Raw genomic sequence first — 26641 nt, forward strand, 5'->3', positions numbered from 1 at the left:
AAGCAAGGAAAAGCACGACGGGGACCCGCCCGGCTCAGACCTGCGCCGGCTTGGGGCCGAGGGCCTGCTCCACGGTGTCGAGGAGGCGGGCGGTGCAGTCGCGCATCTCGACGACCGGCGCCACCTTGAGTACCGCGTCGACCAGCTCGGCGAAGGCCCGGGCGGCGGGACCGGACCCGAGCGCAGCCGGCTCCCCCCGGTCCCCGCCCGACGACACCTCGGGCTCGATCGGCAGCTTGGCGAGCAGCGGCACCCCGATCTCGTCCGCCAGGCGGGCGCCACCACCGGACCCGAACAAGGCGTGGTGGTCCCCGTGCGGATCGGTGAAGCCGCTCATGTTCTCTATGACCCCGGCGACGCGCAGGTATCCCTTGCGGGCCATGTCCGCCGCCCGGGACGCGACCTTCTGGGCGCCGAGGGCGGGCGTGGTGACGATCAGCATCTCCGCTCGCGGCAGCATCCGGGCCAGGCCCATCTGGACGTCACCGGTGCCGGGCGGCATGTCGACCAGCAGGTAGTCGAGGTCGCCCCACTCGCCGTCCTCGATGAAGTGCTGGACCGCTCGGTTGAGCATCAGCCCCCGCCACATGACCGCCTCGTCCTCGCCGGAGAGGAACCCCATCGACAGCACCTTCAGCTGGCCGCCGCCGACCTGCTTGACCATCGGCTGGATCCGGGGGCGTCCCCCGCCGGAGGCCGCGACGGCGTCGAGCCGGCCTTCCATGCCGAGCATCCGCGGCACCGAGAACCCGGCGATGTCCGCGTCGAGCAGCCCCACCGTGAACCCTCGCCGGGCCAGGCCGGCGGCCAGGTTGACCGTCACCGAGGACTTCCCGACGCCTCCCTTGCCCGATGAGACGGCCAGGACGCGGGTGCGTCCGGGGATCTCGATGGCCGGTGCGTCTTCACGCGCCTTCCAGCGGGCCCGGGCCATCAGGTCCCGCTTCTGCTCCCGGGACATCTCGCTGGTCGCGACCCGCACCTCGGTGACGCCGGGGAGGGACCCGACCCGGCCTTGGACGTCGGACTGGATCTGGGAGCGAAGCGGGCACGCGGCGGTCGTCAGCGCGACGCGAACGGTGACCTGACCGTCGTCGCTGATATCGGAACCGAGGTACATGCCGAGGTCGACGACGTTGTCGCCCAGCTCGGGGTCGATCACCCCGAGCATCGCCCCACGTACGGCTTCGGCTGAGGGTGCCACCACCCGAGTGTACGGTCGGTCGTCGACCTCCGGTACTGTTGCAACCCAGACGTTCCCCGCATCTCAGACGTTCCCGGCTTGAGCAATGTCGAGGACGTCGCAGGCTGCCCAGAGGAGGCCCCCGGTGAGCATTCAGACCGACGCAACCCCGACCGACGCCATCGTCCTCACCGACACGGCTGCTGCCAAGGTCGGTGAGCTCATCCGCCAGGAGGGCAACCCGGACCTGGCCCTCCGGGTGGCCGTGCGCCCCGGCGGGTGCTCCGGCTTCTCCTACGAGATGTTCTTCGACACCGACGTGGCCGACGACGACGTGCTGCAGAGCTTCGGCGACGTCAAGGTCGTAGTCGACCCGGCCAGCGCCAGCCTGCTGGTGGGGGCCACCTTGGACTTCAAGGACGGCCTGACCGACGCCGGCTTCAGCATCAACAACCCCAACGCGACCCGCACCTGCGGTTGCGGCCAGTCCTTCAGCTGATCCTCACCTGACGGTAGCTCTCACCGTCGACGGCGTCGCCGTCGACCTCGACGACACCGGAGGGTCGCTGCTAGACGCGCTCCGGGATCAGCTGGGCGTGACCTCCGTCAAGGACGGGTGCAGCCCGCAGGGCCAGTGCGGTTGCTGCACCGTCCTAGTCGACGGGAAGCCGCGGGTGGCGTGCGTGACGCCGCTGCGGCGGGTCGCGGGTCGCTCCGTGACCACCGTCGACGGCCTGCCCGCCGGGCGGCGGGACGCGCTCGTCGACGCGTTCGTCGCTCACGGCGCCAGCCAGTGCGGTTTTTGCACCCCCGGGATTCTGTGCCGTCTCGCCGCCCACGAGGACGGAGCGGACGTCGTCGCGGTGGAGGCATCGCTGCTCGCGCACCTGTGCCGGTGCACGGGATGGCGCACCGTGGTCGACGCCGGAGTAGCCGCTCTCGACCCGAGCCGGTCGCCAGCCGCCCCGGGGCCCGGCTCGCCAGCGCCGACCGCTGTGGTTGACGGAGCAGAGCGACGCGCCGCTATGGAGGGCGGGGTCGCCCAGCAAGTCGGCGCTGATGTGGTGCTCGGGAGGGGCGGGTTCTCCGCCGACACCGCCCCCCGAGGCGCGTTGGTGGCGGTGCCCGACGGCGCCGGCGACTGGGCGGTGGCCGCCACCCTCCAAGCGGCGCGGGCCCTCGTCGGCAAGGTGCAGGGCAGGCGCAGCGGGCAGCGCGTCCACCCCCCGATCGAAGTGCCGGCGGGGGAATGGGCCCTGACCCTGGCGACCTCGTGGGTCGAGCCCGGCTACCTGGAGCCCGACGCGTCGTGGTGCGAGCCCGGCGGCGAGCCGTCGTCACCGCTGGCCAACGGAGGGGCCTTCGGCGCCAAGTCCGACTCCCCGGCCCCGGCCGCGGCGCGGATGCTGGCCGACCGTCACGGCGCGACGGTGCTCGCTGTGCTCTCCCGCGAGGACGTGGTCCGCCTGGGGGCCAAGCGCCCGCCCGTGGCGGCCGGCGTCCGCGCCGACGGGACCGGCGTGCTGCGCGTGGCCCGCACCCCCGGCATCGCCGAGGCGGTGGCCTCCGCTGGCCCCGGCCTGGTCGTCCAAGAGGTCGACGTTATCGGCCCGCCGACATCCGCACAGGTGCGGGCCGCGGGCTGGGCCGAGGCCGCGGTGCTCTTGGCCGGCCTACGGGCCATGCGCGACGGCCCGCCGCCCGCCGGCCGCGCGACGGCCACGGTCAGCGCCCCCGCCGGCGGCACCGCCGAGGCGACCGTCACCGTCAACCCCGAAGGCCTGGCCACCGCGGTGGAGGTGACGGTCTTCGCCGGAGCGGCGCTCGACGAGGTGGTGCTGCGCAGCTACGTAACCGGCGCCGCCCACATGGCGCTCGGCTGGGTGACCACAGAAGGCCTGGCGGTCGACGACGACGGCGTACCCGAGGACCTGACCATCCGCTCCTGGGGCATCCTGCGGGCCCGGGACACGCCGCCGGTCGCCGTCCACTTGGCGCAGGCCCCGGCCGGCGCCCCCGCCGTGGCAGTCTCTGACGCCACCTTCGCTGCGGTGGCCGCCGCAACATGGATCGCCCTGGGCCTGCCGCCGGCGTGGCCCACCTCGAGAGGAGCACCCCGATGAGCACACCAGTTGGTCCCTACAGCCCCGTCGTGCGCGCCGGCGACTGGCTGATCTGCTCCGGGCAGCTCGGCCTGCGCGACGGCGCGCTGGTCGCCGGTGGCGCCGCCGCCCAGCTAACCGTGGCCATCGACAACCTGGCCGCCCTCCTCGCGACCCAGGGGGCAGGGCTGGCGGACGTGGCCAAGACGACGGTCTTCCTCACCGACATGGCCGATTACGGCGAGATGAACGACGCGTACGTCGAGGCCTTCGACGAGCACCGCCCAGCCCGGTCTGCGGTGGCCGTCGCCGGGCTGCCCCTCGGGGCGCTCGTCGAGATCGAAGCCTGGGCTCATCTACCCACCGTCGCGTGAAAGGCGCCGGGTCCGGCGAGTGGTGCCCACCGTCGCCGGAGGGGTAGAAACGCACTCGTGATCGGTGCCATCCTCATCGCCATCGGCCTCGTCGTCGTCTTGCCCGTGCTGTTCTGGGCGACGCTCGGCGTTCTCGCCGCGGGGGCCAGCGTGGTGCTCACCGACCACGCCGAGGTCACCCATGAGGGCAGCGAACTCATCGCCACCAACATCTGACATCCCGGGGCCTGCCTGCTTGGGCCGGCTAGGCCCCGATCCTTCGCGCCGACGGCGTTTGGGTTACAGCCCCCAGCGGGACTGACCGAAGCGGTACCCGACGGAGCGGACCGTCGAGATCAAGTTGGCGTGCTCCTCGCCGAGCTTGGCTCGCAGGCGGCGGATGTGCACGTCGACGGTCCGGGCCCCGCCGTAGTACTCGTAGCCCCACACCCGGCTGAGCAGCGTCTCCCTGGTGAACACCTTGCCTGGGTGGGTGGCCAAGAATTTGAGCAGCTCGTATTCCATGTAGGTGAGGTCGAGCGGCTTGCCGTTGACCGCCGCCTGGTACGTCTCCAGGTTGAGGACGAGGGTCCCGTACTCGACCAGCTCCGGTCTGGTGCCCCGCCCGGTCCGCCAGAAGAGGTGGGCGATTCGGGCCTCGAGCTCTTTTGGATGGAACGGTGAGAGGCAGAAGTCGTCGAAGAGGTCCTCGCGCAGCTCCAGCTCCGGCAGCTGGGAGCCCCCGACGAGCAGCAGCAGCGGCGCAAACGGCAAGTCACGCTTGCGCAGGGACCGGCACAGGGCGAAAGCGCCGTCCGCGTCGACATCCGCGCAGACGATGGCGCCGGCCCAGCCGTCCTCGGGCTCGCTGCGGTCGGCCGCGTCAGCCGAACCGATCGCTTTCCACGGGTACCCGGCCAGATCCAGTGCCTGGGCCAGCGCCGGGGGGGCGGGATCTGGGTAGATCAGCAGCGGTTCCACGTGCGGCCCCGGGTCGTCGTCAACTTAGAGGGAAAGGTAGCGCTGCAGCTCGAACGGGGTCACTTCCGCCTTGTAGTCGGCCCACTCTGCTCGCTTGTTGCGGGTGAACCACTCGAAGACATGCTCGCCGAGGGTGGTGGCCATCAGCTCGGAGCGCTCCATCATCTCCACCGCCTCCCCCAGCGATCCTGGCAGCGCTCCGATGCCTTCGGCCATCCGCTGCTCGGGGGTCAGCTCGTAAAGGTTCGCCGACGCCTCCGGCGGCAGCTCGTAGCCCTGCTCGATGCCGGTCAGGCCGGCGCCGAGGATCGCCGCGAAGGCGAGGTACGGGTTGCACGCGCAGTCCGGCGCCCGGTACTCGATGCGGGTCGAGTCGGACTTCCCCTTCTTGGTGGGAGGGACCCGGACCAGCGCCGAGCGATTGTTCCGGGCCCACGAGATGTACACCGGCGCCTCGTACCCGACGATCAGGCGCTTGTAGGAGTTGATCCACTGGTTGGTGACCAGGGACGTCTCCCGGGCGTGGCGCAAGACGCCGGCGATGAACCGGCGGGCCACGTCCGAGAGGTGGTAGGCGTCGCTGTCGTCGTAGAAGGCGTTGGTGTCGCCGTCGAAGAGCGACACGTGGGTGTGCATCCCCGAGCCTTGGACCCCGCCGAGCGGCTTGGGCATGAACGTGGCGTGGACCCCCCGCTGGGCGGCCACCTCCTTGACCACCATGCGGACGGTCATGACGGTGTCTGCCATGGTCATGGCGTCGGTGTAGCGCAGGTCGATCTCGTGCTGGCCCGGGGAGTCCTCGTGCTGGGAGTACTCGACGGGTATCCCCATCTCTTCCAGGGTCAGCACCGTCAGCTGGCGCAGCTCGGTCGACAAGTCGTTGGTGGTCAGGTCGAAGTAGGAGCCTCGGTCGAGGGGGACCAGGGGAGCCCCGGACGCCTCCTCGAAGTAGAAGTACTCCAGCTCCGGGGCCACGTAGAAGGAGAAGCCCAGGCTGCGGGCCCGCTCGAGGGTCCGACGCAGCACGTGGCGGGGGTCGCCCTCGAACGGGCTGCCGTCCAGGTTGAGCACGTCACAGACCACCCGGGCCACCGGCGCCTCGTCGCCCAGGTAGGGGAGGAGCTGGAAGGTCTTCGGGTCGGGGAAGGCCAGGACGTCGCTCTCCTGCACCCGGCTGAACCCGTCGATGGCTGAGCCGTCGAACGTCATGCCCTCCTCGAGGGCGTTTTCGAGCTCCGCGGGCGTGATGTTGAAGGTCTTCGGCACACCGAGGACGTCGGTGAACCACAACTGGATGAAGCGGATTCCCCGCTCCTCCACCGTGCGCAGGACATAGTCCTGTTGGCGCTCCATGCCGCAGACGTTAGGGCCTGGCGCGGCTAGCCCAGACCCGGGGCCTGCAATGTCACACAGCGTTCATCTTGCGGAGACGACTCCGACACAAGACGCGCGACACTCTGGAACTCATGACGATCAAGGCCGAATACATCTGGATCGACGGCACGGAGCCCACCCCGCTGCTTCGCTCCAAGACGAAGATCCTCGACTCGGTCCCGACCGAACTCCCGATCTGGGGGTTCGACGGCTCGAGCACCAACCAGGCTCCGGGCAAGGCGTCCGACTGCGTGCTCAAGCCGGTGTTCTCCTGCCCCGACCCGATCCGGGGCGGTGACCATCTGCTGGTCCTCAGCGAGGTCCTCTACACGGACATGACCCCGCACAAGACCAACACCCGGGCGCAGCTGGCGGAGGTGGCGGAGAAGTACGCCAGCCAGGAGCCGCTGTTTGGCATCGAGCAGGAGTACACGATGTTCAAGGGCAGCCGTCCGCTCGGCTTCCCCGACAGCGGCGGCTACCCCGGCCCCCAGGGCCCGTACTACTGCGGCGTCGGCAGCGACGACATCTACGGCCGCCCGCTCGTCGAAGCCCACCTGGAGGCCTGCATCCAGGCCGGTCTCGGGATCTCCGGCATCAACGCAGAGGTCATGCCCGGGCAGTGGGAGTTCCAGATCGGCCCGCTCGGTCCCCTCGAGGTCTCCGACCACATGTGGGTCGCCCGCTGGCTGCTGCATCGCATCGGCGAGGACTTCGGGATATCGATCACCCTCGACCCCAAGCCGGTCCGCGGCGACTGGAACGGCGCCGGCGCCCACACCAACTTCTCGACTCGCGCCATGCGCAGCTCCTACGACGCGGTGGTCAAGGCCGCCGAGGCCCTCGGCAAGAAGGCCGACGAGCACGTCGCCAACTACGGCCACGGGATCGAGGACCGCCTGACCGGCCAGCACGAGACCGCTCCGTGGGACCAGTTCTCCTACGGCGTGTCCGACCGGGGCGCGTCGGTGCGCATCCCGTGGCAAGTCGAGGTCGACGGCAAGGGCTACCTGGAGGACCGCCGGCCCAACGCCAACATGGACCCCTACGTCGTCACTCGCCTGATGGTCAGCACCTGCTGCGAGGCGCTGGCGTAGCCGAACCGGCTGGGCGAGCCGGCCCAGCCGAGCTGGGTGGCCTCGACTCGTGTTGATCTGCGCCGAGAATCTCCGGCCAGATCAACACGAGTCCGCGGCCTTCAGCGTGGTGGCTCTCGGCGGCGCGGGCTACAGGATGTAGAGCATCTCCTGGTAGGTGGGCAACGGCCACAAGTCGTCGGCCACCAGGCTCTCCAACGCGTCGCCGGCGCTTCGCAGCGCGCTGATGGCGGGGATGAGCACGTCGCGCGAGTGCGTCGCCTCGTCGAGCGCCGAGGGCCCCGGCTCGTCGGCCAGGCCGTTGCGCAGCACCAGGATCCCGGCCCGCAGCGCGGAGATCGCCGCGGACACCTCGTCGAGGGTCGACGTGTCGATCTCGACCCCGATGGCTTTCAGACTGCTCAGGTTGGTGGCCAGCTCCGTCTGGTACCGGAGGGCGGCGGGCATGATCGAGGTGGTGGCCATCTCCAGCGTGGAGTGCGCCTCGACGTCGACGCTGCGCACGTAGTGCTCAAGGGCCACCTCGTAGCGCCCGTGCATTTCGCGTTCGTTGAACACGCCGTACTTGCTGAACAGCTCGATGGCGTCGGGAGTGATCAGCTGCGGGACGGCGTCCACCGTGGTGCGCAGGTTGGGCAGGCCGCGGACCGCCGCCTCTTCCTGCCACTCCTCGGAGTAGCCGTCACCGTTGAACACGACGGCCCCGTGGGCGGTGATGACCCCGGCCAGCACCTTCTGGACCGCGGCGTCGAGGTCCAAGCCGTCACCGACGAGGGTCTCGAGCTCGCTGGCCAGGCTGTCGAGGGAATCGGCCAGGATCGTGTTGATGGTGATCATCGGACCCGCGATCGACTGCAGCGATCCGGGCGCCCGGAACTCGAAACGGTTGCCGGTGAACGCGAACGGACTGGTGCGGTTGCGGTCCCCGGGATCGGAGGGCAGCACTGGGAGGGTGTCCACGCCGAGCTGCAGGTGGCCCTTGGCCTTCGACATGGTTGCGCCGCCCTTGGCGATCTGGTCGAAGACGTCGGCCAGCTGATCCCCGAGGAAGATCGAGATGATCGCCGGCGGTGCCTCGTTGGCGCCCAGGCGGTGGTCGTTGCTGGCGGAGGCCACCGATGCCCGCAACAGCCCGCCAAACTTGTGAACCGCGCGGATGACCGCCGCGCAGAAGATCAAGAACTGCGCGTTGTCGTGCGGCGTGTCACCGGGCAGGAGGAGGTTGCCTTCTGTGGAGTTGCCGACGGAGAAATTGATGTGTTTGCCGGAGCCGTTGATGCCCTCGAAAGGCTTTTCGTGGAAGAGGCACTCCATGCCGTGCTTCTGGGCAACCCGCTTCATGATGACCATCAAGAGCTGCTGATGGTCGGCTGCGACGTTGGCCCGTTCGAACATCGGGGCGATCTCGAACTGCCCTGGGGCCACCTCGTTGTGGCGAGTCTTGGCGGGGATCCCGAGCTTGAACAGCTCCTGCTCGGCGTCGAGCATGAACGCCAGCACCCTCTCGGGGATGGTCCCGAAGTAGTGGTCTTCGAACTCCTGGCCCTTCGGGGGGTTGGCGCCAAAAAGGGTGCGGCCGGCGTTGAGCAGGTCGGGGCGGGCCAGGAAGAAGCTGCGGTCGATCAGGAAGTACTCCTGCTCGGCGCCGGCGAAGGACACCACCGCGGCCGGCTTGTCGTGCCCGAAGAGCTTCAGCACCCTCTCCGCCTGGGCGGCCATGGCCTGCTGCGAACGAAGCAGGGGGGTCTTGTGGTCGAGGGCTTCGCCGGTCATCGACACGAACACCGTCGGGATGCAAAGGGTGTTGCCGTTGGGGTTCTCGAGGATGTACGCCGGGCTGGTGACGTCCCACCCGGTGTAACCACGGGCCTCGAACGTCGAGCGCATCCCGCCGTTGGGAAAGCTGGAAGCGTCCGGCTCGCCCTGGATCAGGGTCTTGCCGGCGAACTCGGCGATGGAGGAGCCGTCCTCTCCGGGCTCGAGGAAGCTGTCGTGCTTCTCGGCGGTGAGGCCGGTGAGCGGGTAGAAGACGTGGGCGTAGTGGGTAGCGCCCTTCTCCATGGCCCAAGCCTTCATGGCCGCCGCGACCACGTCGGCGACGGTCGGATCGAGCGGCTCGGAGTGCTCGATGGTGCCCATCAGCTTCTTGAACACCTGCTTGGGGAGGCGTTCCTTCATCACCGCGACGGTGAAGACGTTCTGGCCGAACACCTCCCCCGGAGGACCGCCGCGGCCTCCTACGGACGTCACAGCGACGTGGTTCCTGACCGCGCCGATGGCTTGGAGGCGGGCGTTGCTTCCACTCACGGATGGCTCCTCAAGGGTCGTGCCTACGTCCCTCGGGGGTCTCCGGATCAGGTGAAGCGCCCTTCGGCGCAGCCGACCGTACAGGGATCGTGCCACCGGACTTTATCCGACGGGTGAACGCCGCTCCCCGCAGGGTGCAAACCGGCCGGTGGGCTCTGCAAGACTCCGTGCAGGTCGGCCGCACGGGACACAAGGGAGAACGATGGTCATCAGGCGCACCCCCGAAGAGGTGCTGGCACTCGTCGAGCAGGAGCAGATCGAGATCGTGGACTTCCGCTTCTGCGACCTTCCGGGGCTCATGCAGCACTTCTCGATGCCCGCGCACGAGCTGACCCTCGACACCTTCGACGAGGGTTCTGGCTTCGACGGGTCTTCGATTCGGGGGTTCCAGGAGATCCAGGAGTCCGACATGCTCCTCGTCCCCGATCCAAACACCGCAGTAATCGACCCGTTCCGGACCCATCGGACCCTCAACTTGAACTGCTGGGTGAAAGACCCCGTCTCTGGCGAGTCCTACAGCCGTGATCCTCGCTACGTCGCCAGGAAGGCCGAGGACTACCTGGTCTCCACCGGCATCGCCGACACCGCCTATTTCGGGCCGGAAGCGGAGTTTTTTGTTTTCAACGACATCCGCTTCGCCCAGGACTCCCACCAAGGCTTCTACGCCATCGATTCGGTAGAGGGAATCTGGAACTCCGGCGCCGACGAGAAGCCCAACTTGGGGTTCAAGCCCCGTTACAAGGAGGGATACTTCCCCGTCCCGCCCATGGACCATTTCCAGGATCTACGTTCGGAGATGGTGCTGGAGATGGAGCGCCTCGGCATCGAGGTCGAGATCCAGCACCACGAGGTGGGCACCGCCGGCCAGGCGGAGATCGACATGCGCTTCGACACGATGGCGGCGATGGCCGACAAGCTCATGCTCTACAAGTACGTCGTCAAGAGCGTGGCTCGCCGCAACAACCTGACCGCGACGTTCATGCCCAAGCCGCTCTTCGCCGACAACGGGTCGGGCATGCACGTTCACTCGTCGCTCTGGAAGGGCGGCGAGCCGCTCTTCTACAGCGAGCTCGGGTACGCCGGCCTTTCCGACATCGGCCGGTGGTACATAGGAGGGCTGCTGGCTCACGCGCCAGCGGTCCTGGCGTTCGCCGCCCCGACCACCAACAGCTACAAGCGACTGGTGCCCGGCTACGAGGCGCCCGTCAACCTCGTGTACTCGCAGCGCAACCGGTCAGCCGCGTGCCGCATCCCGCTGTACTCGACCAGCCCACGGGCCAAGCGGGTCGAGTTCCGCTGCCCGGACCCGTCGGCCAACCCGTACCTGGCATTCTCCGCCATCCTTATGGCCGGACTCGACGGCGTGGCCAACAAGATCGAACCACCGGACCCGATGGACAAGGACCTCTACGACCTGCCGCCGGCCGAGCTGGCCAGGGTGCCCACCGTCCCCTCCTCCCTCGACGCGTCCCTCGAGGCGCTGGAGGCCGACAACGACTTCCTCCGTGCCGGCGGCGTGTTCACCGACGACCTCATCGAGACGTGGATCGCCTACAAACGGACGCACGAGATCGATCCCGTCCGCCTCCGACCTCACCCCTGGGAGTTCATGCTCTACTACGACATCTAGCCTCCCTTGCGCCTCCAGTCGAGGAGGAGCGAACCAGCGGAGGTGGAGGCCGGGACATTTGCCGACAATGGCGGCGTCCCGCCTGCGTACGGTATGGGCGATGGAATCTCTTCGGATATACCTCGAAGCCGGTACCCGATGGGTCTTTGCCAGCGCGCTGGACTGGCCAGGCTGGGCGCGGAGGGGCAAGGGAGACGAAGCGGCCATCGACACCCTGTTGGACTACGCCGAGCGGTACGCGAAGGCGGTGGGGCGAGTGGTGTCGACCGGACCGGTCGAGGTGGTCGGGCGGTTGGCGACCCGTGGCGGCATGGCCGACTTCGGAGCATTGGGTGCGGTCGGGCCATGGGACAGCGAGCCGCTCGCAGCCAAGGAGCTCACCCGCCAGCTGGAGCTGCTCGAGGCGTCATGGGACTACCTCGACGCGGTGGGTGCCGCGTCGCCCGCTGAGCTTCGCAAAGGGCAGCGCGGTGGCGGCCGCGACACGGACGCCATGCTGCGCCACGTCCAGGAGGCCGAGCGGTCCTACGCCGCAAAGCTCGGTGGTCGGGTCCCGCCTCGTACTCCATGGCCCCAGCAGCGGACGACGATCCTGGCCGGGCTTAGGACCGCGCCACCCGACAGCGCCTGGCCGGTGCGCTACGGCATCCGGCGGCTCGCCTGGCACGTCCTGGACCACGCCTGGGAAATGCAAGACCGATCCACCTGACCCGAGACGTCGCGCTGGGCGGAACGTTCCATGGGGCGCGCCCTCCGGGCTGGGCGACGACTCGCGCGGGGTCAGTCAGCCTCAACCGTTGACCCACCGATCCCGCCCGGTGACGACCTCGCAGGTGATGGCCCCGTCGGACCCCGTCGTAGTCACATTGAGGTCGGCGCCCGGACAGAACTGGCCGGCCTTGTAGAGGTTGCCGGCGGGCGAGGTGAGCGGCACTTCCACTGGGGAAACGGCTGCGGGGGATGTGGCCGGAGTCGTCGCCGGCGGCGCGGTGGGCGCATCGGTGCTCGAGGGTGCGGTTGCCGGCAGGTTGGTCCCCGACGAGGTGATTGCCGGGTGGGCATTGACGGGGACCGTGGTGCTCGCCGGGGTCGACGGAGCTCCCGAAGACGGCCGGTTCAACTTCCAAGCGCCCACTCCGACGTCGGCCAAGGCGAGAACTGTCAGTGCGAGGACGCCGGCTTTCAACCTTCCGGTCCAGATCACGACGGAGAGGACCAAGCCGGCTTGACAGACGCGTGAGCGGTAAGGGGTCTGTGCCGGGCTGCGCCAAGGGCCATCGAATCCATCGCCGTCCGCTCTTTTCCCTGGGAGGCGGAGAGTCTGTCAGGTCCCGGCCACCCGCCCCGGCTGGCGCCTGAGCTACCGCGTCGCGCTCCCGGCCGGCCGCCGCGCGTGCCGGCCCCACGGGCGGACGGTGCGCGGTAGCGGAACCGGCCGTCCGAACTTCGCCGACAGGACCCGCCGCCAACGGGGCTCTCCGGAGCGAACCTCGGCGAGCATGCGGTAGGTGTCGGCGCGACGGCGGAACTCATCCTCGCGGTCTTGGACGTAACGGCTGCCGAAATACGCTTGCATGACGTCAGTGTCAGCCTTGCCGGCCCATCCGAACAGTGGCAGGATTGCCGTTATGCGAAAGGGACGTGCCATCGCGTCGGGGGCGCCGATCTCGGTGGCCATGCTCATCGGGGACGGTCTGTCGCCGTTCGAGTTCGCGGTGGCCTGCGAGGTGTTCGGCTACGACCGCTCGCATCTCGGCGTGCCGTGGTACAGCCTGGCGATCTGCGCCGCCGACCCCGGACCGGTGACCACCCAGGTCGGTTTTTCGGTTCATGCCACCGGCACGTTGGCCGACGCGGCGTCGGCGCACACCGTGCTCGTGCCTCCCATCGTCGGCCCGGCCGGAGGGTCGGTCGATCGCCGACTCATCGAGGCCATCGCGGACGCCCACCGCCGCGGGGCTCGGCTCGCGTCGCTGTGCACCGGCGCCTTCTTGCTGGCCGAGGCGGGCGTCCTCGACGGCCGCCGGGCGACCACCCACTGGCTTCACGCGCCCGAGATGGCTACCAGGTTCCCGGCTGTCGACGTCGACCCGAAGGTCCTCTACGTCGACACGGGCGGCGTTCTCACCTCGGCCGGCTCGGCCGCGTCCATCGACCTTTGCCTGCACATGGTCCGAGCCGACTACGGCGCCGCCATCGCCAACTCCGTCGCCCGCAACCTCGTCGTGCCGCCCCACCGAGAAGGAGGGCAGGCCCAGTACGTGGCGACGCCGCTCCCAGCCGACCACGACGCCGACTCGTTCTCCGAGGTGCTGGCCTGGGCCGAGGAGCATCTCGACGAGGACATCAGCGTGCAGCTGCTGGCCCGGCGCGCCGCGATGAGCGCTCGGACGTTCGCCCGCCGCTTCTCCGACGCGACCGGGACGACCCCCCACCGGTGGCTCTGCCGCCAGCGGGTGCTCCTGGCCCAGCGTCTGCTCGAGACCACCGACCTCCCCGTGGAGCGCATCGCTGACCGCTGCGGCCTCGGCACCGCCACCAACCTGCGGGTTCACTTCCGCTCAGAGCTCGGCGTGTCCCCAGCCGCGTACCGCCGGACCTTCCGCCACGAGTCGGCGGCGTAGGCGCCGCTGGGCGCAGCCCGGCCGCCGCCGTGTCGCAGCCTGCCCCCGCCGCGGGCGGCTCGACCGTCGCGCTGTGCCCTTTGGCCCTAGCCGCTGCGGGTCGTCGCGGGCAACGCTCGGAGGGTGGCTTCCTACCGGTTCGAACGCGTTGACGCAATGGAGATCCTCGACTCGCGGGGGCGCCCCACGCTGGAGGTGACCGTCCAGATGACGGACGGGGCGCCAGGGCGCGCCGGCGTGCCGTCGGGGGCCTCAACGGGTACCAGGGAGGCGGTAGAACTGCGTGACGGCGACCCGGCTCGCTTCCGCGGCGCGGGGGTGCTCGGCGCCGTCAGCCACGTCCGTACGGAGCTGGCGAAACTGGTCCTCGGGCGGACTTGGGCCGGGCTCGACGAGCTCGACGCGGCGATGCGCGAGCTGGACGGAACCGAGACCAAGTCCCGGCTCGGCGCCAACTCGATCGTCGGTGTGTCGATGGCGGCGGCCCGCGCGATGGCGGCCTCCGACGGGGTAGCGCTCTACCGATGGCTGCCAGGCGACGGGCCCCGGCTGCCGGTCCCGCACTTCAACGTGGTCAACGGCGGCGCCCACGCCCCGAACCGACTGGAGTTCCAAGAGTTCATGCTGGCCCCTCTCGGGGCGACGACCTTCGCCGACGCGCTGCGGGCCGGCGCCGAGGTCTACCAGGCGATCCGGGCCCGCCTGGCCGGCGCCGGCCAGCCGACCGGGCTGGGCGACGAAGGCGGTTTCGCGCCGGACCTGGCGACCCCAGAGGAGGTTCTGGAGGTTCTCGTCGCCGCGATCGCCGACGCCGGCTACCAACCCGGCCGGGACGGGGTGGCCATCGCGCTGGACCCCGCGTCGTCGGAGTTCCGGGAAGCCGGCGGCCGGTACCGTTACGCCCAGGGGACCCTGCTCAGCACCGACGAGATGATCGACAGGTACGCCGCTTTGGTGGATCGCTTCCCGATCTGGTCGATCGAGGACGGCCTGGCCGAAGACGACTGGGATGGATGGGCGAAGCTCACCGCCCGCATCGGCGACCGGGTCCAGCTCGTCGGTGACGACATCTTCGTGACCAACCCGGCGATCATCGCGACTGCCGTCGAACGCCGCGTCGCGAACGCCGCGCTGATCAAGCTCAACCAGGTCGGCACCGTCACCGAGACGCTGCAGGCCATCGACGTCTGCCGCAAAGCCGGTTACCCGCAGCAGGTGTCGCACCGCTCCGGCGAGACCACCGATTCGTTCATAGCCGACCTGTCGGTCGCTGCCGGCTGCGGGCAGATCAAGTCCGGGGCGCCGGCGCGAGGCGAGCGCGTCGCGAAGTACAACCGGCTCCTGGCCATCGCCGCCGAAGCGCCGGGGGCCCCGTTCGGGGTGCCCGCATGACGAACCGGCGGCCAAGACTCTGATGGGTGCGGGTGGAAGTTCTCTGCCGGGACCGCTCGAGGGCGGGGAGTGGGTCCGCTTGGGGCGGGGCGGCCCGGACGTCGCGGGCCGCGCCCCGGCGGGACGCAGCGCCGTCGTCGTCGGCTTCGACCGCTCGGCGGCCGGCCTCGCCGCGCTGGGCACGGCGGCCGACCTCGGCGGCCGCTTGGGTGCCGACCTCCACGTCGTTCACGCCGTCGACCTCGCCGACTACCCGGTCGATCCCGACGCCGACGACTGGGGACGCCAGGCGACCCTGAGCCTGGAGGCTGAGCGGCGCACCGTCTCCGATGCGTTGGCCGACTACCCGGGCCGGTGGAGCTACGTGGCGTTGCGCGACGACCCTGCCGCGGCGCTGGCCCGGACCGCCGAGCACTGCGACGCGTTGATGATCGTGGTCGGCGTCCGCAGCACTGGCTGGCGGCACCTGCTCCAACGAATGTCCGGGCCCGCAGTGTCAGGCCGGTTGCTAGACCGTTGCCGTCGCCCGGTGCTGCTGGTCAGCAGCGAACGGACCTGACCTCCGCCAGACGACCGCACCACCCGGCCTGATTTCTCCGTCCTGGTTACGGTCAGAGCGAGGCCAGCGCGAGCCCCGAGGCGGCGGCGGCAATCGCCCCGAAGAGGGTGATCGCGGTGTTGGCTGCAGCCGGTCCCAACCGGCCCTGCTGCGCGAGGCGGACAGACTCGAAACTGGCCGTGGAGAAAGTCGTGTAGCCGCCGCAGACGCCGGTGCCCGCCACGAGGGTCAGCGTGCCGGGAGCCACGTGGAACACGACGAGGCCGGTGAGGACGCCGAGCACGAACGACCCGGTGAGGTTGATGAATACCGTCCCGGCGGGCAGCACCGTCGCGAACCGTTCCCGGATGGCCCCGTCGAGGGTGAAGCGGGCCAGTGCCCCAAGGCTGCCGGCGAGGCCGACCCAAACTATGTCGGCGAGACTCACCTGGCGCCATCCACGTCGATGTCGGGGTCGACCGGGAGCCGGGCCGCCCGGCGCCGGCGGCCAGACCCAGCGACGCCGATGCCGGCGGTGGTTGCGAGCAGGCCGGTGACGACAGTGGCCAGACCGTAGAGGATGGCGGTGCCCAGACGCCCGGCCCGCACCAGCTGGACGGTCTCGACGGCGAAGGTGCTGTAGGTGGTGAACGCTCCGCAAAAGCCGGTGCCTGCCATGAGTCGGGTCCGCCTGCGCCACCCGCTGTCGTCCCCGGCACGCACCAGCGCCTCGAGGAGCGCCCCCAGGATGAACGCGCCGCACACGTTGATGGCGAAAGTCGCCGCCGGGAAGCCGCCCCGGGCGGTCGGGAGGGCTTGCTCGACAGCTTCCCGGGCCGCCGCGCCGAGGAAACCGCCAGCGACGACGACGGTCATCGCTGTCGGCGCCCGGTGAAGCGGGCCGCCGCGCCTCATCGATCTTGCTGTCCCGTCGACGTGTGCCGTCTGCTGCGCGCGTCCCACTACCGCCCTCCCAAGTCTGCGGATGTCGGTAGGGGCCATCAGCCCACGAAACGGGCGGTTCAGGCGGGCTCCATCGCCGCCGGCAGCATACCCGCCGGCTTGCGCGGTCACACACGAGCGTCGCAGTGGCCTTCCCCCGGCGGCGCGGGCTGGTCTGCTTCACTGGCACGGGTGCGATCCGATTTGTGCGTGAACCCCCCGGTGCGGCGGCGGGAGCGCAAGTGTTGACGGTGTTTGTGGTCTGCGCCGTGGCCATCGCGGTGATGGTGCTCGGCGGGGCTGCGCTCGGCGCGACCCGGGACTCCCGGCGCCGCCAGCACCAGACCCCGCTCCAAGCGCAAGAGCAAGAACCGGTGCCCGCCGACGCTCAGCCGTCGTGACCGCCTGACAGTTTGACCGTTCCACCAGGTGGGGAAAACTGGCCTGTAGCCGTCACCCCCGTGCCGTCAGGCGAGCCTCCCGGGACACGGCCGGGCTTGTTCGCGCTGCACCGAGCCACCGTGCTCGTGGTCGTGTTGCTGCTGGTGGCCACCGCCGGCGGGGTCGTCCTCACCCGTGGCGTTGTGCGGGGCGGGACCCGCCGGGTCCTGCGGGAACGCACCGGCGAGGTCGCAGTCGTCTTGAACACCTCGATCGGGCAGTTGTCGGTGGGATTGGAGACCCTGGGCCAGGTGGCCCGGGTCACCGACGCCGCCGCCGGGCCGTTCACCACCACGGCGCGGGCGGTTAGCAGCGGTCCTGCCGGAGTCTCATACGCCTTGCTCCGTCCCGCCGGTGGCGGCTTCCGGGTCGTTCTCGCCTACGGGGGACGGTTCCGCCCGGGGGAAGTGGTGACCGGGGCCCGGGTCCCGTCGCTCGACGCCGCGCTGGCGAGCGGGCAACCAGTGCCCACCCCAGTGCTCGACGTCGGCGCGGAGCGTCGCTTCGGCGTCGCGCTCGGGCCGCCCGCCGCGCCAGCAGGGATGGTCGTGTACCGCGAGAGCCAGCTGGGTTCGCTGCAACCGCCGAAGGACACGCCGACGGCGCCGTTCCACGAGCTGGACGTGGTGCTCTACGCCGGTGACCGGGCGGACCCCTCGCAGGCGCTGGTGTCCACGGCCCCCCACCTCCCCCTCCATGGGACGCTCCAGGCCCGGTACCTCAACATCGGCGCCGCCCGGCTGCTGCTCACCGTCGCGCCCGCCACGCGGCTCAACGGGGCGCTCAACGCCGACGCCCCGTGGCTGGTGGGAGCGTTCGGCGTGCTCATGGCCGCGTTGATCGGGTTCATCATCGAGCAGGCCACCCGGCGCCGGGACTCGGCCCTCGCGCTTTACCGGACGCAGCGAGCGGTCGCCGAGACCCTGCAGCGCAGCCTGCTGCCCGAGCTGCGACCGATCCCCGGGTTGTCCATCGCCACCCGCTACCTACCGGGCGCGGCCGAGCAGCGCATCGGTGGCGACTGGTTCGACTGCTTCCCGGTCGGCGACGTTGACGACCGCGTCGCGATCGTGATCGGTGACGTGATGGGCCACGACATGCAGGCCGCGGCGGCCATGGCGCAGATCCGCGCTGCCCTGCGGGCCTACAGCTGCGAGACCGACGACCCCGCGTCGGTCCTGGGCCGGTTGCAGCACCTGGTCGACGTGCTCGAGGTGGCGCCTCTCGTCACGATCTTCTACGGCGTCTTGGACCCGCCCGACGGCTCCGGGCGCCGCTGCTTGCGCTACTCCAACGCCGGTCACCTCCCGCCGCTTCTACGCGGCCCAGACGGATCGGTGGACCGGGTGGCGGATGCCACCTCGACGATCATCGGCGCGCCTCACGTCGGGGGTCGCCCGGTCGGCCGCCTGGTCCTGACGCCCGGAGCCACCCTCGTGCTGTTCACCGACGGTCTCGTCGAGACTGTCGGTGGCGACGTGTCGATCGCCATCGACAGCCTGGCAGCGGCCCTGTCGGCTCAGCCTCCCACGGCCTGCGCCGAGGAGCTGAGCGCGCTGTTGGAGGCACGCAGCGCCGGGCCGCTGCGCGACGACGTGGCCACACTGGTGTTGCAAGTCGTCGTCGGCCACGGTCGCGTCGAATCGTCGAGGATGACCGGATCGGCGAGGGTGACCGGATCGGCGAGTATGTCCGTCCCGTCGGGCCGGCCCGGAGCGACGAGCGCCCCCCCGGTCGTCGACCGTCTCGACCTGGCGTGCGACCACACCGCGGCCGGTGTCGCCCGGTCGTGGGTCGCGGACCGTATGGAGGGATGGCCGTCGGAGGTGGTCGACAGCGCCCGGCTCATCGTGTCCGAGTTGGTGACCAACGCAGTCCTCCACGCCAAGACCGCGATCGCCGTCACCGCCGAGACCGGCCCGGACCGGATCGTGGTGGAGGTCATCGACGGCAGCTCCGACGTGCCGGTGATGAAGCGGTACGGGGCCACGGCCGAGACCGGCCGGGGTTTCCGGCTGGTCTCCACCCTCGCCGACGAGTGGGGCGTCGAGCAGGTGGCCGGCGGAGGCAAGGCGGTGCGGTTCGCGCTCGAGCGCCGCCGCGCCGGCGCTGATGAAGTCGCTCCGGCGGAGAAGTTCCGGGTCGCGGGACTGCCGGCGGTCCCGGACCTGTCGTCGTGGCCGGACCTAGAGGACAGCGCCCCGGCGGACGGCGGATCGAGCGGTTCCACCTTCGACGTGTGGGTCTTGGCGCTTCCCGTCGAGGTGTACCTCCTCGCCGCCGAGCACAACGACGCCCTTTTGAGGGAAATGACCTTCCTGCCGGCTGCGCCTCGGGGGGGAGACCACCCCGACGCTGCTAGTTACGACGAGGAGGCCCTGGCCCAGGCGATCAGAGACCAGTTCGCGCCGGTCACGTCGTCGCTTCGACACCAGATCGACGCCGCGCTCGCTGAGGGCCGGGAGACGGTGGACCTGCGGTTGGAGGTCCCCCGGGCCCACTGGGACTCGCTGGTGGAGCTGGCCGACCGTCTCGACGAGGCCGACCGGCTCTGCGAGGACGGTGAGCTTTTGACCCTCGAGGCGCCGGCGCTGATCCGGCGGTTCCGCCGCTGGTTCGCTGACCAGGTCAGTGAGCAGGCCGCCGGCCGGCCCGCCACTCCCTGGCCGGGGCGGCCATAGGCGGCCTGCGCCCGCCTCGGACGACCCGCGCCGGGAGCGTTCATTGAAGCTTCAGGTGCGTGGCCGACACTCTCCTCATGACCGTGGCTGCACCCCCTCCAGTGCGCCGGGCCCCCGTCCCGCCTCTCCAGCCCCGCATCCGCCGGGAACTGGTGGACGCCGCCGCGGTCGTCGCCGGTCTCGGGTTCGGCGCGGCGTTGGCGCTTCCCATCGCCAACGAGACCGCCTCCGCCTACCGGGCTCCCGGCGGCCCGGCCATCCTGTTCGGAAACATCACCGCCATGGGCGGCACGTGGCTGCTGCTGATCATGCTCCTCCTGGCGGCGCGCATCCCGACCATCGAGTCGGTGGTCGGCCACGACCGGATGCTCCGCTGGCACCGGCTCCTCAGCCCGTGGCCGCTCGCGTTGCTGAGCGCCCACGCGTTCTTGACCACGGTCGGCTACGCCCAGTCCGCCCGGACGGGAACCTGGCACCAAGCCGGCGTCTTACTCAGCTCCTACAGCTGGATGGTGGCGGCCACCGCCTCGTGGCTGATGCTTCTCGCGATCGCTGCGGTGTCGATCCGGATCGCCAGGAGGCGCATCGCGTACGACACGTGGTGGGTCATTCACCTCTACACCTACCTGGCGGTGGCCCTTTCCTTCCTCCATCAGATCTTCGACGGGAGCGAGTTCGTCGGCCACCAGACGGCCCGGACGGCATGGATCGTCGTCTGGCTGGCCACCGCCGGCGTCGTGCTGGTGTCCCGAGTAGGGCTGCCGGTCCTACGCACCGCCCGCCACCAGATGCAGGTGCAGGAGGTCCGTCGGGAGGGCAAAGGAGTCATCTCTCTCATCTTGACCGGGCGTGACCTGGACCAGTTGGGGGCCGCCGGCGGGCAGTTCTTCTCCTGGCGGTTCCTGACCCGCGGGTTGTGGTGGCACGCCCACCCCTTCTCGCTGTCCGCGGCACCGACGCGAACCCACATGCGGGTCACGATCAAGACCCTCGGCGACACGACCGCGATCCTCGCCAGGCTGCGACCGGGGACCAGGGTGGCCATCGAGGGACCGTACGGGGTGTTCACCGACGCCCACCGGGTCCACAACCGCGTCGCGCTGTTCGCCGCCGGAGTCGGCATCACGCCGGTTAGGGCGCTGCTCGAGGAGATCCCCGCCGGCGTCGACGTGATCACCGTCGTGCGGGCGTCGAAGGACGGCGACTTGTTGTTCCGCAAGGAGATCACCGACCTGGTCGCTCACCACCGAGGGCGCCTCATCGAGATGGTCGGACCCCGGACCCGCAACCGACTGGATCCTGTCAACCTGCACAAGCTGATCCCGGACTTGGCCACCCGCGACGTCTTCGTCTGCGGCCCCGACGGCTTCGCCAACCAGGTTGAGCACTCCGCCCGGTACCTCGGCGTCGGCTCCGACGCCCTCCATCGCGAGATCTTCGAGTTCTGAGAGGCACCATGCGCCGCGCACCGTTCGTCATCGCAGGCACCATCGTCGGCGTCGCCGGGGTGCTGGCCTACCCGACCCACCCCCCCCGTCTGGTGGTCCCCTCCTCCTCCTCCTCCTCCTCCTCCTCCTCCGCGGCCGCCGCCAACGCTGGGGGTGGGGGTGGCTCCAGCGCCGCATCGAGCGCCCCCGCGTCGGGCCCGCCGACGACACCAGGCACGGCCCCGAGCACGGCGGCGACCACCGCGCCGGCGGTGCGCAGCGCCGTCGGCGCCGACACGCAATACCCCTACGGCGACCTGGCCGTGGAGGTCAAAGCCACCGGCAACCACATCACCGACTTGATCGTCACCCGGCTCAACGACGGCGGAGCCGGCCAGTCAGAGTTCATCGACCACCAAGCCATCCCCCTGTTGCGCCGGCAGGTGCTGGCCGCCCAGACGACCAACATCAACGGCGTTTCCGGTGCGACCTACACCAGCCAGGCCTACGTCGATTCGGTGCAGTCCGCCCTCGACAAGCTGGGGATCAAGTGACCGCCGTCGTCGTCCCCGCCCGCCACGCCGAGGAGGTGATGGGAACCGTGGTGTCCTTCACCGTGTTCGCACCGGCCTCGGTCGACACCCGGACCCTGCTGCAGCGTGCCTGCGACAGCCTGCAGCGCGACGACCGGATGTTCTCCACCTGGAAGCCGGACAGCCCGATGAGCCGCTACCGGGCCGGGACGCTCAGCGCCGACGAACTCCCCGACGAGGTCGTCGGCGTCCTCGAGCGGTGCCGCCAGCTGCGGACCCTGACCGGCGGGTGGTTCGACCCGTGGGCGATGCCCGGCGGTGTCGACCCGACCGGGATGGTCAAGGGGTGGGCGGCGCAACGAGCCCTCGACGTCCTCGTCGACGGCGGTGTCGACGCAGCCCTCGTCAACGCGGGCGGGGACCTGGCCGCGGCTGGCACCCCTCCGGGCGGAGGCGGCTGGCGGATCGGGATCCGCCACCCCTGGCAGCCGGTGGCCTTCGCCGCAGTGGTGGCGGTGACCGCCGCGGTGGCCACCTCCGGTGACTACGAACGCCCTGGCCAGCTGGTGGACCCTACGACGGGCGCCGTGAGCCGACGGGCAGCGTCGGCTACCGTCGTGGGGCCGGACCTGGCCGTCGCCGATGCCCTGGCGACAGCACTGGCCGTCGGTGGGTCCGACGTGTTCGACCGCTTCTCTGCGCTTTCGGGCTACGAGGCATACCTGATCGGTGTGGACGGTTTGGAAGTCGCCACCGAGGGGATGCCTTTTGTTCCAGAAGCGTGACCCAACACTGTCTTTTGCTCCTGGGCCGGCGATGACGGCCCCTCACCGCACACGAGGCGTTCCACCCTTGCTCTCAGGCAGCCACCAGCAACGGCACGATCCCCGGTCCCGGTCGCTCCCCGCAGGGGGAGAGGGCCTGTGACGGACCGGCGTTACGGCACGTCGCTCACCAAAGAGCCATACGCTCGCATCTCCCGCCAGGAGTCGGACCCGTTCCGGCGGGGTCGACACGCGCGGCGCCGGCCCCGACGAGGGTGGAAGGTCGTCCGGCGCAGCGTGCTGGCGGTCGTGGTCGTGCTGGTCGCAGTCCTCGGCGTGTCGTTCTACGGAGCGTGGCGCACGCCGGGCAACTCCAGCTTCAACGCCAAGTGGGCCGACTGGATGCGAGCCCACCATGCGGCCGCGGTCATCAACCCCGTCGAGCGCTGGTACTACAACGCGAAGGCCCCGGCGAAGGGTGGCCGCCCGAAGGGTCTCAACGCCGTACCTACCGTGGCCGGCAAGCTCAAGGTGCCCGCGGCGTCCGCCGCCCCTGCTCACCTGCCGGCCCCGGCCCCGGTGCCCCTCGTCGTGTCACCGGCGCTTCCAGGTGAGGGCCGCTGGCAGCCGACCGGCCCCCTGGTAGACGGGCACCCGGCGATGTACGTCGCCCAGTTCCGGGCCGACACCGTCTACACCAGCCAGATCACCAGCGCCGTGTGGATCGACCCGACCGCCCTCAAGGTCCGGCTCAACCCGGGCGCCCAAGAGCCCGGAGGGAAGTGGGCGCAACCGCCCGACCTGACGGGGAGCGCAGCCGCCAACGCGGTAGCGGCCTTCAACGGCGGGTTCCGCTTCCAAGACGCCCAGGGCGGCTTCTACCTCGACGGCCAGACCGCGGTGCCGTTGAAGACCGGCGCGGCGTCGGTGGTCATCTACAACGACGGGCGTATCGACATCGGGGCGTGGGGGACCGAGGTGTCGATGACCCCCCAGGTCACCGCGGTGCTGCAAAACCTGGTTCCGCTGGTCGACAAGGGAAGCATCGCCCCCGACGCCACCTACAGCGACACCAAGATCTGGGGTGCCACCCTCGGGGCCAGCACGGTCGTGGCCCGCTCGGGGATCGGGGTTACCTCCGACGGTGCCCTGGTATATGTCGCTGGCCCCGCGCTCACCGCCAAGACCCTCGCGGAGGCGCTGCAGCGAGCCGGTGCAGTGAGGGGCATGACCCTCGACATCAACCCGGAGTGGGTTACGTTCAACCTCTTCAGCCATCCCAACCCGGCCGACCCAGCCGAGGTGACCGGCACCAAGCTGTATCCCCAAATGCAGCGGTCCTCCACGAGGTACATCGGGCCCACCGCCGAATCGCGTGACTTCTTCTCCGTCTCGCTGCGCTGAGCCGGCTCGGCGGGGGCTGACGGTGGTGCTGGCCGGCGCGGCCGCCGCGCTGCTCGCCGCCTGCGGGTCGGCCGGGGGCGGTGCTGTCGGCGGGGCGGGAAGCGCCCACGCCGCCGCGGCGTCCGGCACCCCCGCGGTGACCGCGCCGGCCACAACCGTGGCGCCCACGATGACCACTCCGCCTCCGCCCGTGCCACTGCCGGGCTGGAACGCGGTGCGGGTGACGCCGACCGCGGTGGCCGTGCAGCAGCGCAGCGTGACTCTCGCCGACGGGAGCACCGTCACTCTCGCACTGTTCAAGGCCGGCACGTACCGCCTGGTGCTGCACGCAGGCAGCACCGACCCGGCGACCGCCGGCGTGACCCTTCCTGCGGACGGCGAGTCGGTGGTCAGCGCCGCGGAGCGCCCGCTCCTTGTCGGGGCGTTCAACGGAGGGTTCAAGACCTCCACCGGTGCCGGGGGCGTGGAGATCGGCGGCCACGTCCTCGCTCCCCTGCAGCCCGGCCGGGCCAGCGTCGTGATCGACGCCCAGGGAAGGGCCCGAGTCGGCGTGTACGGGCAGACCGTCCCCGTCGCCGGCGACCCGGCGGTGTCGATCCGCCAGAACCTCACCCCGCTGGTAGAGGGCGGTGCGCTGGCGGCGGGGATCGGCAACGTTCCCAGCTGGGGAGCGACCATCGGAGGGCGTCTAGCGGTGGCCCGAAGCGCCCTCGGCCAGGATCCCGCCGGGGACCTGATATTCGCGGGGAGCATGTCGGCCCTGCCGGCCGACATCGGCTCGGCGCTCATCGACGCCGGGGCGACCACCGCAATGGAGCTCGACATCAACCCCGAGTGGGTTCAGCTCGACTTGGCGTCGACGCCGGGAGGCGCGCTCAGCGCGGCGATACCCGGTCAGTACCGGCCGGCGACCCAGTTCCTCAGTGGATGGACCCGGGACTTCTTCACCGTTCTGGCGACCAGCTGACCGCGACCGAGAGGGGCCGGCGGTCCGGCCCCGCCGCGTCACCCGGCCCGACCGAGGCCGCCGGGTCGCCGGAACCCGGCGCGAGCCGCCACGGTCTGCTCCCGTCGACGTAGAACGCATCGCAGACTTTCGCCGCCTCGTAGGCGATGAGCATGGCATGCACATCGGCTTGCACCGCGGCCCGCAGCGCCCGGAGGTCGCTCTCGGCGCCAGGAGGTAGCGCCGCGACCGCCGCCCAGCGCCCGGTCCACACCGCAGCAGCCGCTCCGGGCAGCTGCAGGGTCGGCCCGGCTGTCGCGTACCCGATGACCTCACCGGGGAGGGAGGTGAACCTCCACGAAGCGACCCGCCGGGCCGCGTCGGCGACGGCGGGGATTGCTGGCAGGCGGCTGCCGGCGACCGTTTCGGGTGCGGGGTCGAATCCCACATGCACCACCGCTTTGCCGTTGCCCTGGACGCCGTCACCGACCCCGTCGTGGGGGGACGCCACCCTCACCGCGTCGAAGCGCAGCCATTCGCCGACCTCGTGGGCCGCGTTGAGGATCAGGTTTTCGAGGGTGTAGCGGCTCGCTGCGCCAAGCATCTCGTCGTCTGTCGCGCCGGCCGTCTCGAGGGTCCCCGCCGCCGCGCAAGGCGCGCTGCTCTGCCAGTCCCAGGACCGATCGCCGTCGGGCTGTCCCGACGCCCAGCGGTCCGAATCCGGTCCGCTCATCGTGACCTCGAGCCACAGCGGCGGCCCCCAGAAGCGAAGACCGATGCCGTCGAGACGGACCTCTATGCGGTCAAGGATCCGCTGCCACCGGGGCTCGTCCCAGGTCGGCGTCTGGGCGCCGCTCCCGTCGAGGAGCGCCTCAGGTACCGGCACGAGACGACGCGTCCGCCGCGCCCATGGGGACGGGCAGCAACACCTCGGTGCACTCCGGGCACAGCGCCCACCCGGTCTGGAATGACAGGGTCGGATCGCCGGCGAAGCTCTTGCGGCACCGGCCGCACACCCGTTCCGGGGTCGGGACGGCCTTTTCGGGCACAGGGTTCCCCATTGGAAACCACTCGATCTTCCCCTGAAAAGCAGGGGCACATTGCTCAAAATGAGACAGCCGGATCCTATCCGAAATTGAGTAGTCTTGGTCCTGTCGACCATTTCGGACGGCAGGGGTCCCGCCTCAGCGGGACAGATCGGCGGTTCCCATGGGAGCCCCAAGCATCGTGTCCACTAGGCGGGAGCCGGCCGAGGGCGCGGCCGAGACCCGCATCGTCGTCGTAGACACCCACCACGACCGCCGCCAGCTGATGCGCTACGTGTTGGACCTCGGGAGCGGGCAGCACGCCTCTGTGTCCTTCGCCGACGGGCCCGACAGTGCGGTGGCCGCCGTCGAGCGCGTCGACGCCCACGCCGCGCTGGTCGAGGTGCAGCTCCCGCTCGAAGACGGGCTGGAGACGGTCCGCAGGCTGAGAGAAGCCGCTCCGAAGCTGAGGATCGTCGTCTGCTCGTTCCGCAGCGACCCCCCGACGGTCGCCATGGCTCTCTCTCTGGGCGCCGACGACTACCTCAGGAAGCCGCTGCGCCCCGTCGAGCTCTACCAGTCCCTGCAGGCGCCCGCAGCGGCGCACGCAGCGAAGGAGCACTCATGATCACGCCTGAGCGACCCCAGCCTGCACCGGCGCGTCACCCGTCGTTCCCGGACCGTGAGCCGGTGGGGATGCGCCGGCGCAGCGCCCCGGTCACCTGCTGCGCCTGCGACATCGCCTACCTGGACCCGCCGTTCCTGGCGACCGTGGCACCCCCGGGCACGTGGGTGTGTCCCCGCTGCAGCGACGAGCCGACCCCAACCGCCGGACCGGTCCCCGCGCCCGACCAGGACAGCTAGCACGCCCCCGGCGGGCCCGGCCGGCGCGGCCGG

Annotated in this window: 29 protein-coding genes and 1 riboswitch; of the genes, 20 read left to right on the forward strand and 9 right to left on the reverse strand. The window is 70.5% G+C overall.

The features are described from left to right. Window positions 1-34: 34 nt before the first annotated feature. Entirely contained in the window at window positions 35-1204 is a 1170-nt protein-coding gene (locus tag K6U06_RS17815; RefSeq protein ID WP_262323308.1) for an Mrp/NBP35 family ATP-binding protein, read from the reverse strand. An 85-nt stretch (window positions 1205-1289) separates the two neighbouring features. On the opposite strand from K6U06_RS17815, the gene erpA reads away from it, so the two are divergent. The 4 genes from erpA to K6U06_RS17835 are packed head-to-tail and all read left to right on the forward strand — an operon-like array spanning window position 1290 to window position 3875. Then, the gene (gene erpA / locus K6U06_RS17820; RefSeq protein ID WP_410051078.1) at window positions 1290-1682 is read left to right on the forward strand and encodes an iron-sulfur cluster insertion protein ErpA; all 393 of its coding nucleotides are present in this window, start codon (window positions 1290-1292) and stop codon (window positions 1680-1682) included. Window positions 1683-1689: 7 nt separating this feature from the next. After that, window positions 1690-3306: a (2Fe-2S)-binding protein gene (locus K6U06_RS17825; protein WP_262323356.1), complete on the forward strand. Its 1617-nt coding sequence runs from the start codon at window positions 1690-1692 to the stop codon at window positions 3304-3306. Further along, window positions 3303-3659, forward strand: a complete 357-nt coding sequence (locus K6U06_RS17830; protein WP_262323310.1) for a RidA family protein — start codon at window positions 3303-3305, stop codon at window positions 3657-3659. The genes K6U06_RS17825 and K6U06_RS17830 overlap by 4 nt, the downstream gene beginning before the upstream one ends. Before the next feature lie 57 nt (window positions 3660-3716). Further along, entirely contained in the window at window positions 3717-3875 is a 159-nt protein-coding gene (locus K6U06_RS17835) for a hypothetical protein (protein ID WP_262323311.1), read from the forward strand. A 63-nt stretch (window positions 3876-3938) separates the two neighbouring features. On the opposite strand, the gene K6U06_RS17840 is transcribed toward K6U06_RS17835, so the two are convergent. Both K6U06_RS17840 and K6U06_RS17845 read right to left on the reverse strand, forming a co-directional pair. Beyond that, window positions 3939-4619, reverse strand: coding sequence for a winged helix-turn-helix domain-containing protein (locus tag K6U06_RS17840; protein ID WP_262323312.1), 681 nt, complete (start codon window positions 4617-4619; stop codon window positions 3939-3941). 24 nt (window positions 4620-4643) lie between these two features. Beyond that, window positions 4644-5972: a glutamine synthetase family protein gene (locus K6U06_RS17845; RefSeq protein ID WP_262323313.1), complete on the reverse strand. Its 1329-nt coding sequence runs from the start codon at window positions 5970-5972 to the stop codon at window positions 4644-4646. Window positions 5973-6085: 113 nt separating this feature from the next. Here K6U06_RS17845 and glnII point away from each other — a divergent pair, with 113 nt between their 5' ends. Continuing rightward, window positions 6086-7090 carry a glutamine synthetase GlnII gene (gene glnII / locus K6U06_RS17850; protein ID WP_262323314.1) on the forward strand — a complete coding sequence of 335 codons (1005 nt, stop codon included), beginning with the start codon at window positions 6086-6088 and terminating at the stop codon, window positions 7088-7090. A 129-nt stretch (window positions 7091-7219) separates the two neighbouring features. On the opposite strand, the gene K6U06_RS17855 is transcribed toward glnII, so the two are convergent. Continuing rightward, window positions 7220-9397 carry a glutamine synthetase III gene (locus tag K6U06_RS17855; protein ID WP_262323315.1) on the reverse strand — a complete coding sequence of 726 codons (2178 nt, stop codon included), beginning with the start codon at window positions 9395-9397 and terminating at the stop codon, window positions 7220-7222. 202 nt (window positions 9398-9599) lie between these two features. Here K6U06_RS17855 and glnA point away from each other — a divergent pair, with 202 nt between their 5' ends. After that, window positions 9600-11027, forward strand: a complete 1428-nt coding sequence (gene glnA, locus K6U06_RS17860) for a type I glutamate--ammonia ligase (protein ID WP_262323316.1) — start codon at window positions 9600-9602, stop codon at window positions 11025-11027. A gap of 100 nt (window positions 11028-11127) precedes the next feature. Beyond that, window positions 11128-11736 carry a hypothetical protein gene (locus K6U06_RS17865; RefSeq protein WP_262323317.1) on the forward strand — a complete coding sequence of 203 codons (609 nt, stop codon included), beginning with the start codon at window positions 11128-11130 and terminating at the stop codon, window positions 11734-11736. Between the two features lie 81 nt (window positions 11737-11817). Here K6U06_RS17865 and K6U06_RS17870 read toward each other — a convergent pair whose 3' ends face one another. After that, entirely contained in the window at window positions 11818-11961 is a 144-nt protein-coding gene (locus K6U06_RS17870; RefSeq protein WP_262323318.1) for a hypothetical protein, read from the reverse strand. Window positions 11962-11989: 28 nt separating this feature from the next. Between K6U06_RS17870 and K6U06_RS17875 the strand changes: the two genes are divergently transcribed. From K6U06_RS17875 to K6U06_RS17890, 4 genes are all read left to right on the forward strand, one after another. Beyond that, on the forward strand, window positions 11990-12256 hold the full coding sequence (locus tag K6U06_RS17875) for a hypothetical protein (RefSeq protein WP_262323319.1): 267 nt from the start codon (window positions 11990-11992) through the stop codon (window positions 12254-12256). A 399-nt stretch (window positions 12257-12655) separates the two neighbouring features. Next, entirely contained in the window at window positions 12656-13651 is a 996-nt protein-coding gene (locus K6U06_RS17880; RefSeq protein ID WP_262323320.1) for a GlxA family transcriptional regulator, read from the forward strand. Between the two features lie 123 nt (window positions 13652-13774). Then, window positions 13775-15043, forward strand: coding sequence for a phosphopyruvate hydratase (gene eno, locus K6U06_RS17885; protein WP_262323321.1), 1269 nt, complete (start codon window positions 13775-13777; stop codon window positions 15041-15043). A gap of 22 nt (window positions 15044-15065) precedes the next feature. Next, window positions 15066-15602 carry a universal stress protein gene (locus K6U06_RS17890; protein ID WP_262323322.1) on the forward strand — a complete coding sequence of 179 codons (537 nt, stop codon included), beginning with the start codon at window positions 15066-15068 and terminating at the stop codon, window positions 15600-15602. 52 nt (window positions 15603-15654) lie between these two features. Here K6U06_RS17890 and crcB (K6U06_RS17895) read toward each other — a convergent pair whose 3' ends face one another. Both crcB (K6U06_RS17895) and crcB (K6U06_RS17900) read right to left on the reverse strand, forming a co-directional pair. After that, window positions 15655-16029: a fluoride efflux transporter CrcB gene (crcB, locus tag K6U06_RS17895; RefSeq protein ID WP_262323323.1), complete on the reverse strand. Its 375-nt coding sequence runs from the start codon at window positions 16027-16029 to the stop codon at window positions 15655-15657. Continuing rightward, entirely contained in the window at window positions 16026-16457 is a 432-nt protein-coding gene (gene crcB, locus K6U06_RS17900; RefSeq protein WP_262323324.1) for a fluoride efflux transporter CrcB, read from the reverse strand. Before crcB (K6U06_RS17900) ends, crcB (K6U06_RS17895) begins: the two co-directional genes overlap by 4 nt. A 109-nt stretch (window positions 16458-16566) precedes the next feature. Next, a riboswitch (Fluoride riboswitch) is annotated at window positions 16567-16631 on the reverse strand. 98 nt (window positions 16632-16729) lie between these two features. On the opposite strand from crcB (K6U06_RS17900), the gene K6U06_RS17905 reads away from it, so the two are divergent. From K6U06_RS17905 to K6U06_RS17935, 7 genes are all read left to right on the forward strand, one after another. Further along, the gene (locus tag K6U06_RS17905) at window positions 16730-16924 is read left to right on the forward strand and encodes a hypothetical protein (RefSeq protein WP_262323325.1); all 195 of its coding nucleotides are present in this window, start codon (window positions 16730-16732) and stop codon (window positions 16922-16924) included. Window positions 16925-17020: 96 nt separating this feature from the next. Continuing rightward, window positions 17021-19645, forward strand: a complete 2625-nt coding sequence (locus tag K6U06_RS17910; protein WP_262323326.1) for an ATP-binding SpoIIE family protein phosphatase — start codon at window positions 17021-17023, stop codon at window positions 19643-19645. 77 nt (window positions 19646-19722) lie between these two features. Continuing rightward, entirely contained in the window at window positions 19723-21093 is a 1371-nt protein-coding gene (locus tag K6U06_RS17915; RefSeq protein WP_262323327.1) for a ferredoxin reductase family protein, read from the forward strand. A gap of 8 nt (window positions 21094-21101) precedes the next feature. After that, window positions 21102-21626, forward strand: a complete 525-nt coding sequence (locus K6U06_RS17920; protein WP_262323328.1) for an FMN-binding protein — start codon at window positions 21102-21104, stop codon at window positions 21624-21626. After that, window positions 21623-22390 (forward strand): FAD:protein FMN transferase, encoded by a 768-nt coding sequence (locus tag K6U06_RS17925; protein ID WP_262323329.1) that lies wholly within the window; start codon window positions 21623-21625, stop codon window positions 22388-22390. Before K6U06_RS17920 ends, K6U06_RS17925 begins: the two co-directional genes overlap by 4 nt. A gap of 138 nt (window positions 22391-22528) precedes the next feature. After that, window positions 22529-23773, forward strand: a complete 1245-nt coding sequence (locus tag K6U06_RS17930; RefSeq protein WP_262323330.1) for a phosphodiester glycosidase family protein — start codon at window positions 22529-22531, stop codon at window positions 23771-23773. Continuing rightward, window positions 23745-24740 (forward strand): phosphodiester glycosidase family protein, encoded by a 996-nt coding sequence (locus K6U06_RS17935; RefSeq protein WP_262323331.1) that lies wholly within the window; start codon window positions 23745-23747, stop codon window positions 24738-24740. The genes K6U06_RS17930 and K6U06_RS17935 overlap by 29 nt, the downstream gene beginning before the upstream one ends. Here the strand turns inward: K6U06_RS17935 and K6U06_RS17940 are convergent. Then, window positions 24718-25605 (reverse strand): hypothetical protein, encoded by an 888-nt coding sequence (locus tag K6U06_RS17940; protein WP_262323332.1) that lies wholly within the window; start codon window positions 25603-25605, stop codon window positions 24718-24720. The genes K6U06_RS17935 and K6U06_RS17940 overlap by 23 nt on opposite strands. Next, complete coding sequence (locus K6U06_RS17945) at window positions 25592-25768, reverse strand: hypothetical protein (protein WP_262323333.1); 177 nt, start codon at window positions 25766-25768, stop codon at window positions 25592-25594. The genes K6U06_RS17940 and K6U06_RS17945 overlap by 14 nt, the downstream gene beginning before the upstream one ends. A gap of 178 nt (window positions 25769-25946) precedes the next feature. Between K6U06_RS17945 and K6U06_RS17950 the strand changes: the two genes are divergently transcribed. Both K6U06_RS17950 and K6U06_RS17955 read left to right on the forward strand, forming a co-directional pair. Then, entirely contained in the window at window positions 25947-26372 is a 426-nt protein-coding gene (locus K6U06_RS17950) for a response regulator (protein WP_262323334.1), read from the forward strand. Further along, window positions 26369-26608 (forward strand): hypothetical protein, encoded by a 240-nt coding sequence (locus tag K6U06_RS17955; RefSeq protein WP_262323335.1) that lies wholly within the window; start codon window positions 26369-26371, stop codon window positions 26606-26608. The genes K6U06_RS17950 and K6U06_RS17955 overlap by 4 nt, the downstream gene beginning before the upstream one ends. The last annotated feature ends 33 nt before the right edge of the window (window positions 26609-26641 follow it).

Source organism: Acidiferrimicrobium sp. IK, from assembly GCF_025499425.1.
In the GTDB taxonomy this organism is placed as follows: domain Bacteria; phylum Actinomycetota; class Acidimicrobiia; order Acidimicrobiales; family Palsa-688; genus Acidiferrimicrobium.

Coding starts and splice junctions, on each gene's coding strand:
- erpA (WP_410051078.1), top strand. CDS start 1,290: ATGTCGAGGACGTCGCAGGCTGCCCAGAGGAGGCCCCCGGTGAGCATT.
- K6U06_RS17830 (WP_262323310.1), top strand. CDS start 3,303: ATGAGCACACCAGTTGGTCCCTACAGCCCCGTCGTGCGCGCCGGCGAC.
- K6U06_RS17845 (WP_262323313.1), bottom strand. CDS start 5,972: ATGGAGCGCCAACAGGACTATGTCCTGCGCACGGTGGAGGAGCGGGGA.
- glnII (WP_262323314.1), top strand. CDS start 6,086: ATGACGATCAAGGCCGAATACATCTGGATCGACGGCACGGAGCCCACC.
- glnA (WP_262323316.1), top strand. CDS start 9,600: ATGGTCATCAGGCGCACCCCCGAAGAGGTGCTGGCACTCGTCGAGCAG.
- K6U06_RS17865 (WP_262323317.1), top strand. CDS start 11,128: ATGGAATCTCTTCGGATATACCTCGAAGCCGGTACCCGATGGGTCTTT.
- K6U06_RS17880 (WP_262323320.1), top strand. CDS start 12,656: ATGCGAAAGGGACGTGCCATCGCGTCGGGGGCGCCGATCTCGGTGGCC.
- K6U06_RS17890 (WP_262323322.1), top strand. CDS start 15,066: ATGGGTGCGGGTGGAAGTTCTCTGCCGGGACCGCTCGAGGGCGGGGAG.
- crcB (WP_262323324.1), bottom strand. CDS start 16,457: ATGACCGTCGTCGTCGCTGGCGGTTTCCTCGGCGCGGCGGCCCGGGAA.
- K6U06_RS17915 (WP_262323327.1), top strand. CDS start 19,723: ATGACCGTGGCTGCACCCCCTCCAGTGCGCCGGGCCCCCGTCCCGCCT.
- K6U06_RS17920 (WP_262323328.1), top strand. CDS start 21,102: ATGCGCCGCGCACCGTTCGTCATCGCAGGCACCATCGTCGGCGTCGCC.
- K6U06_RS17955 (WP_262323335.1), top strand. CDS start 26,369: ATGATCACGCCTGAGCGACCCCAGCCTGCACCGGCGCGTCACCCGTCG.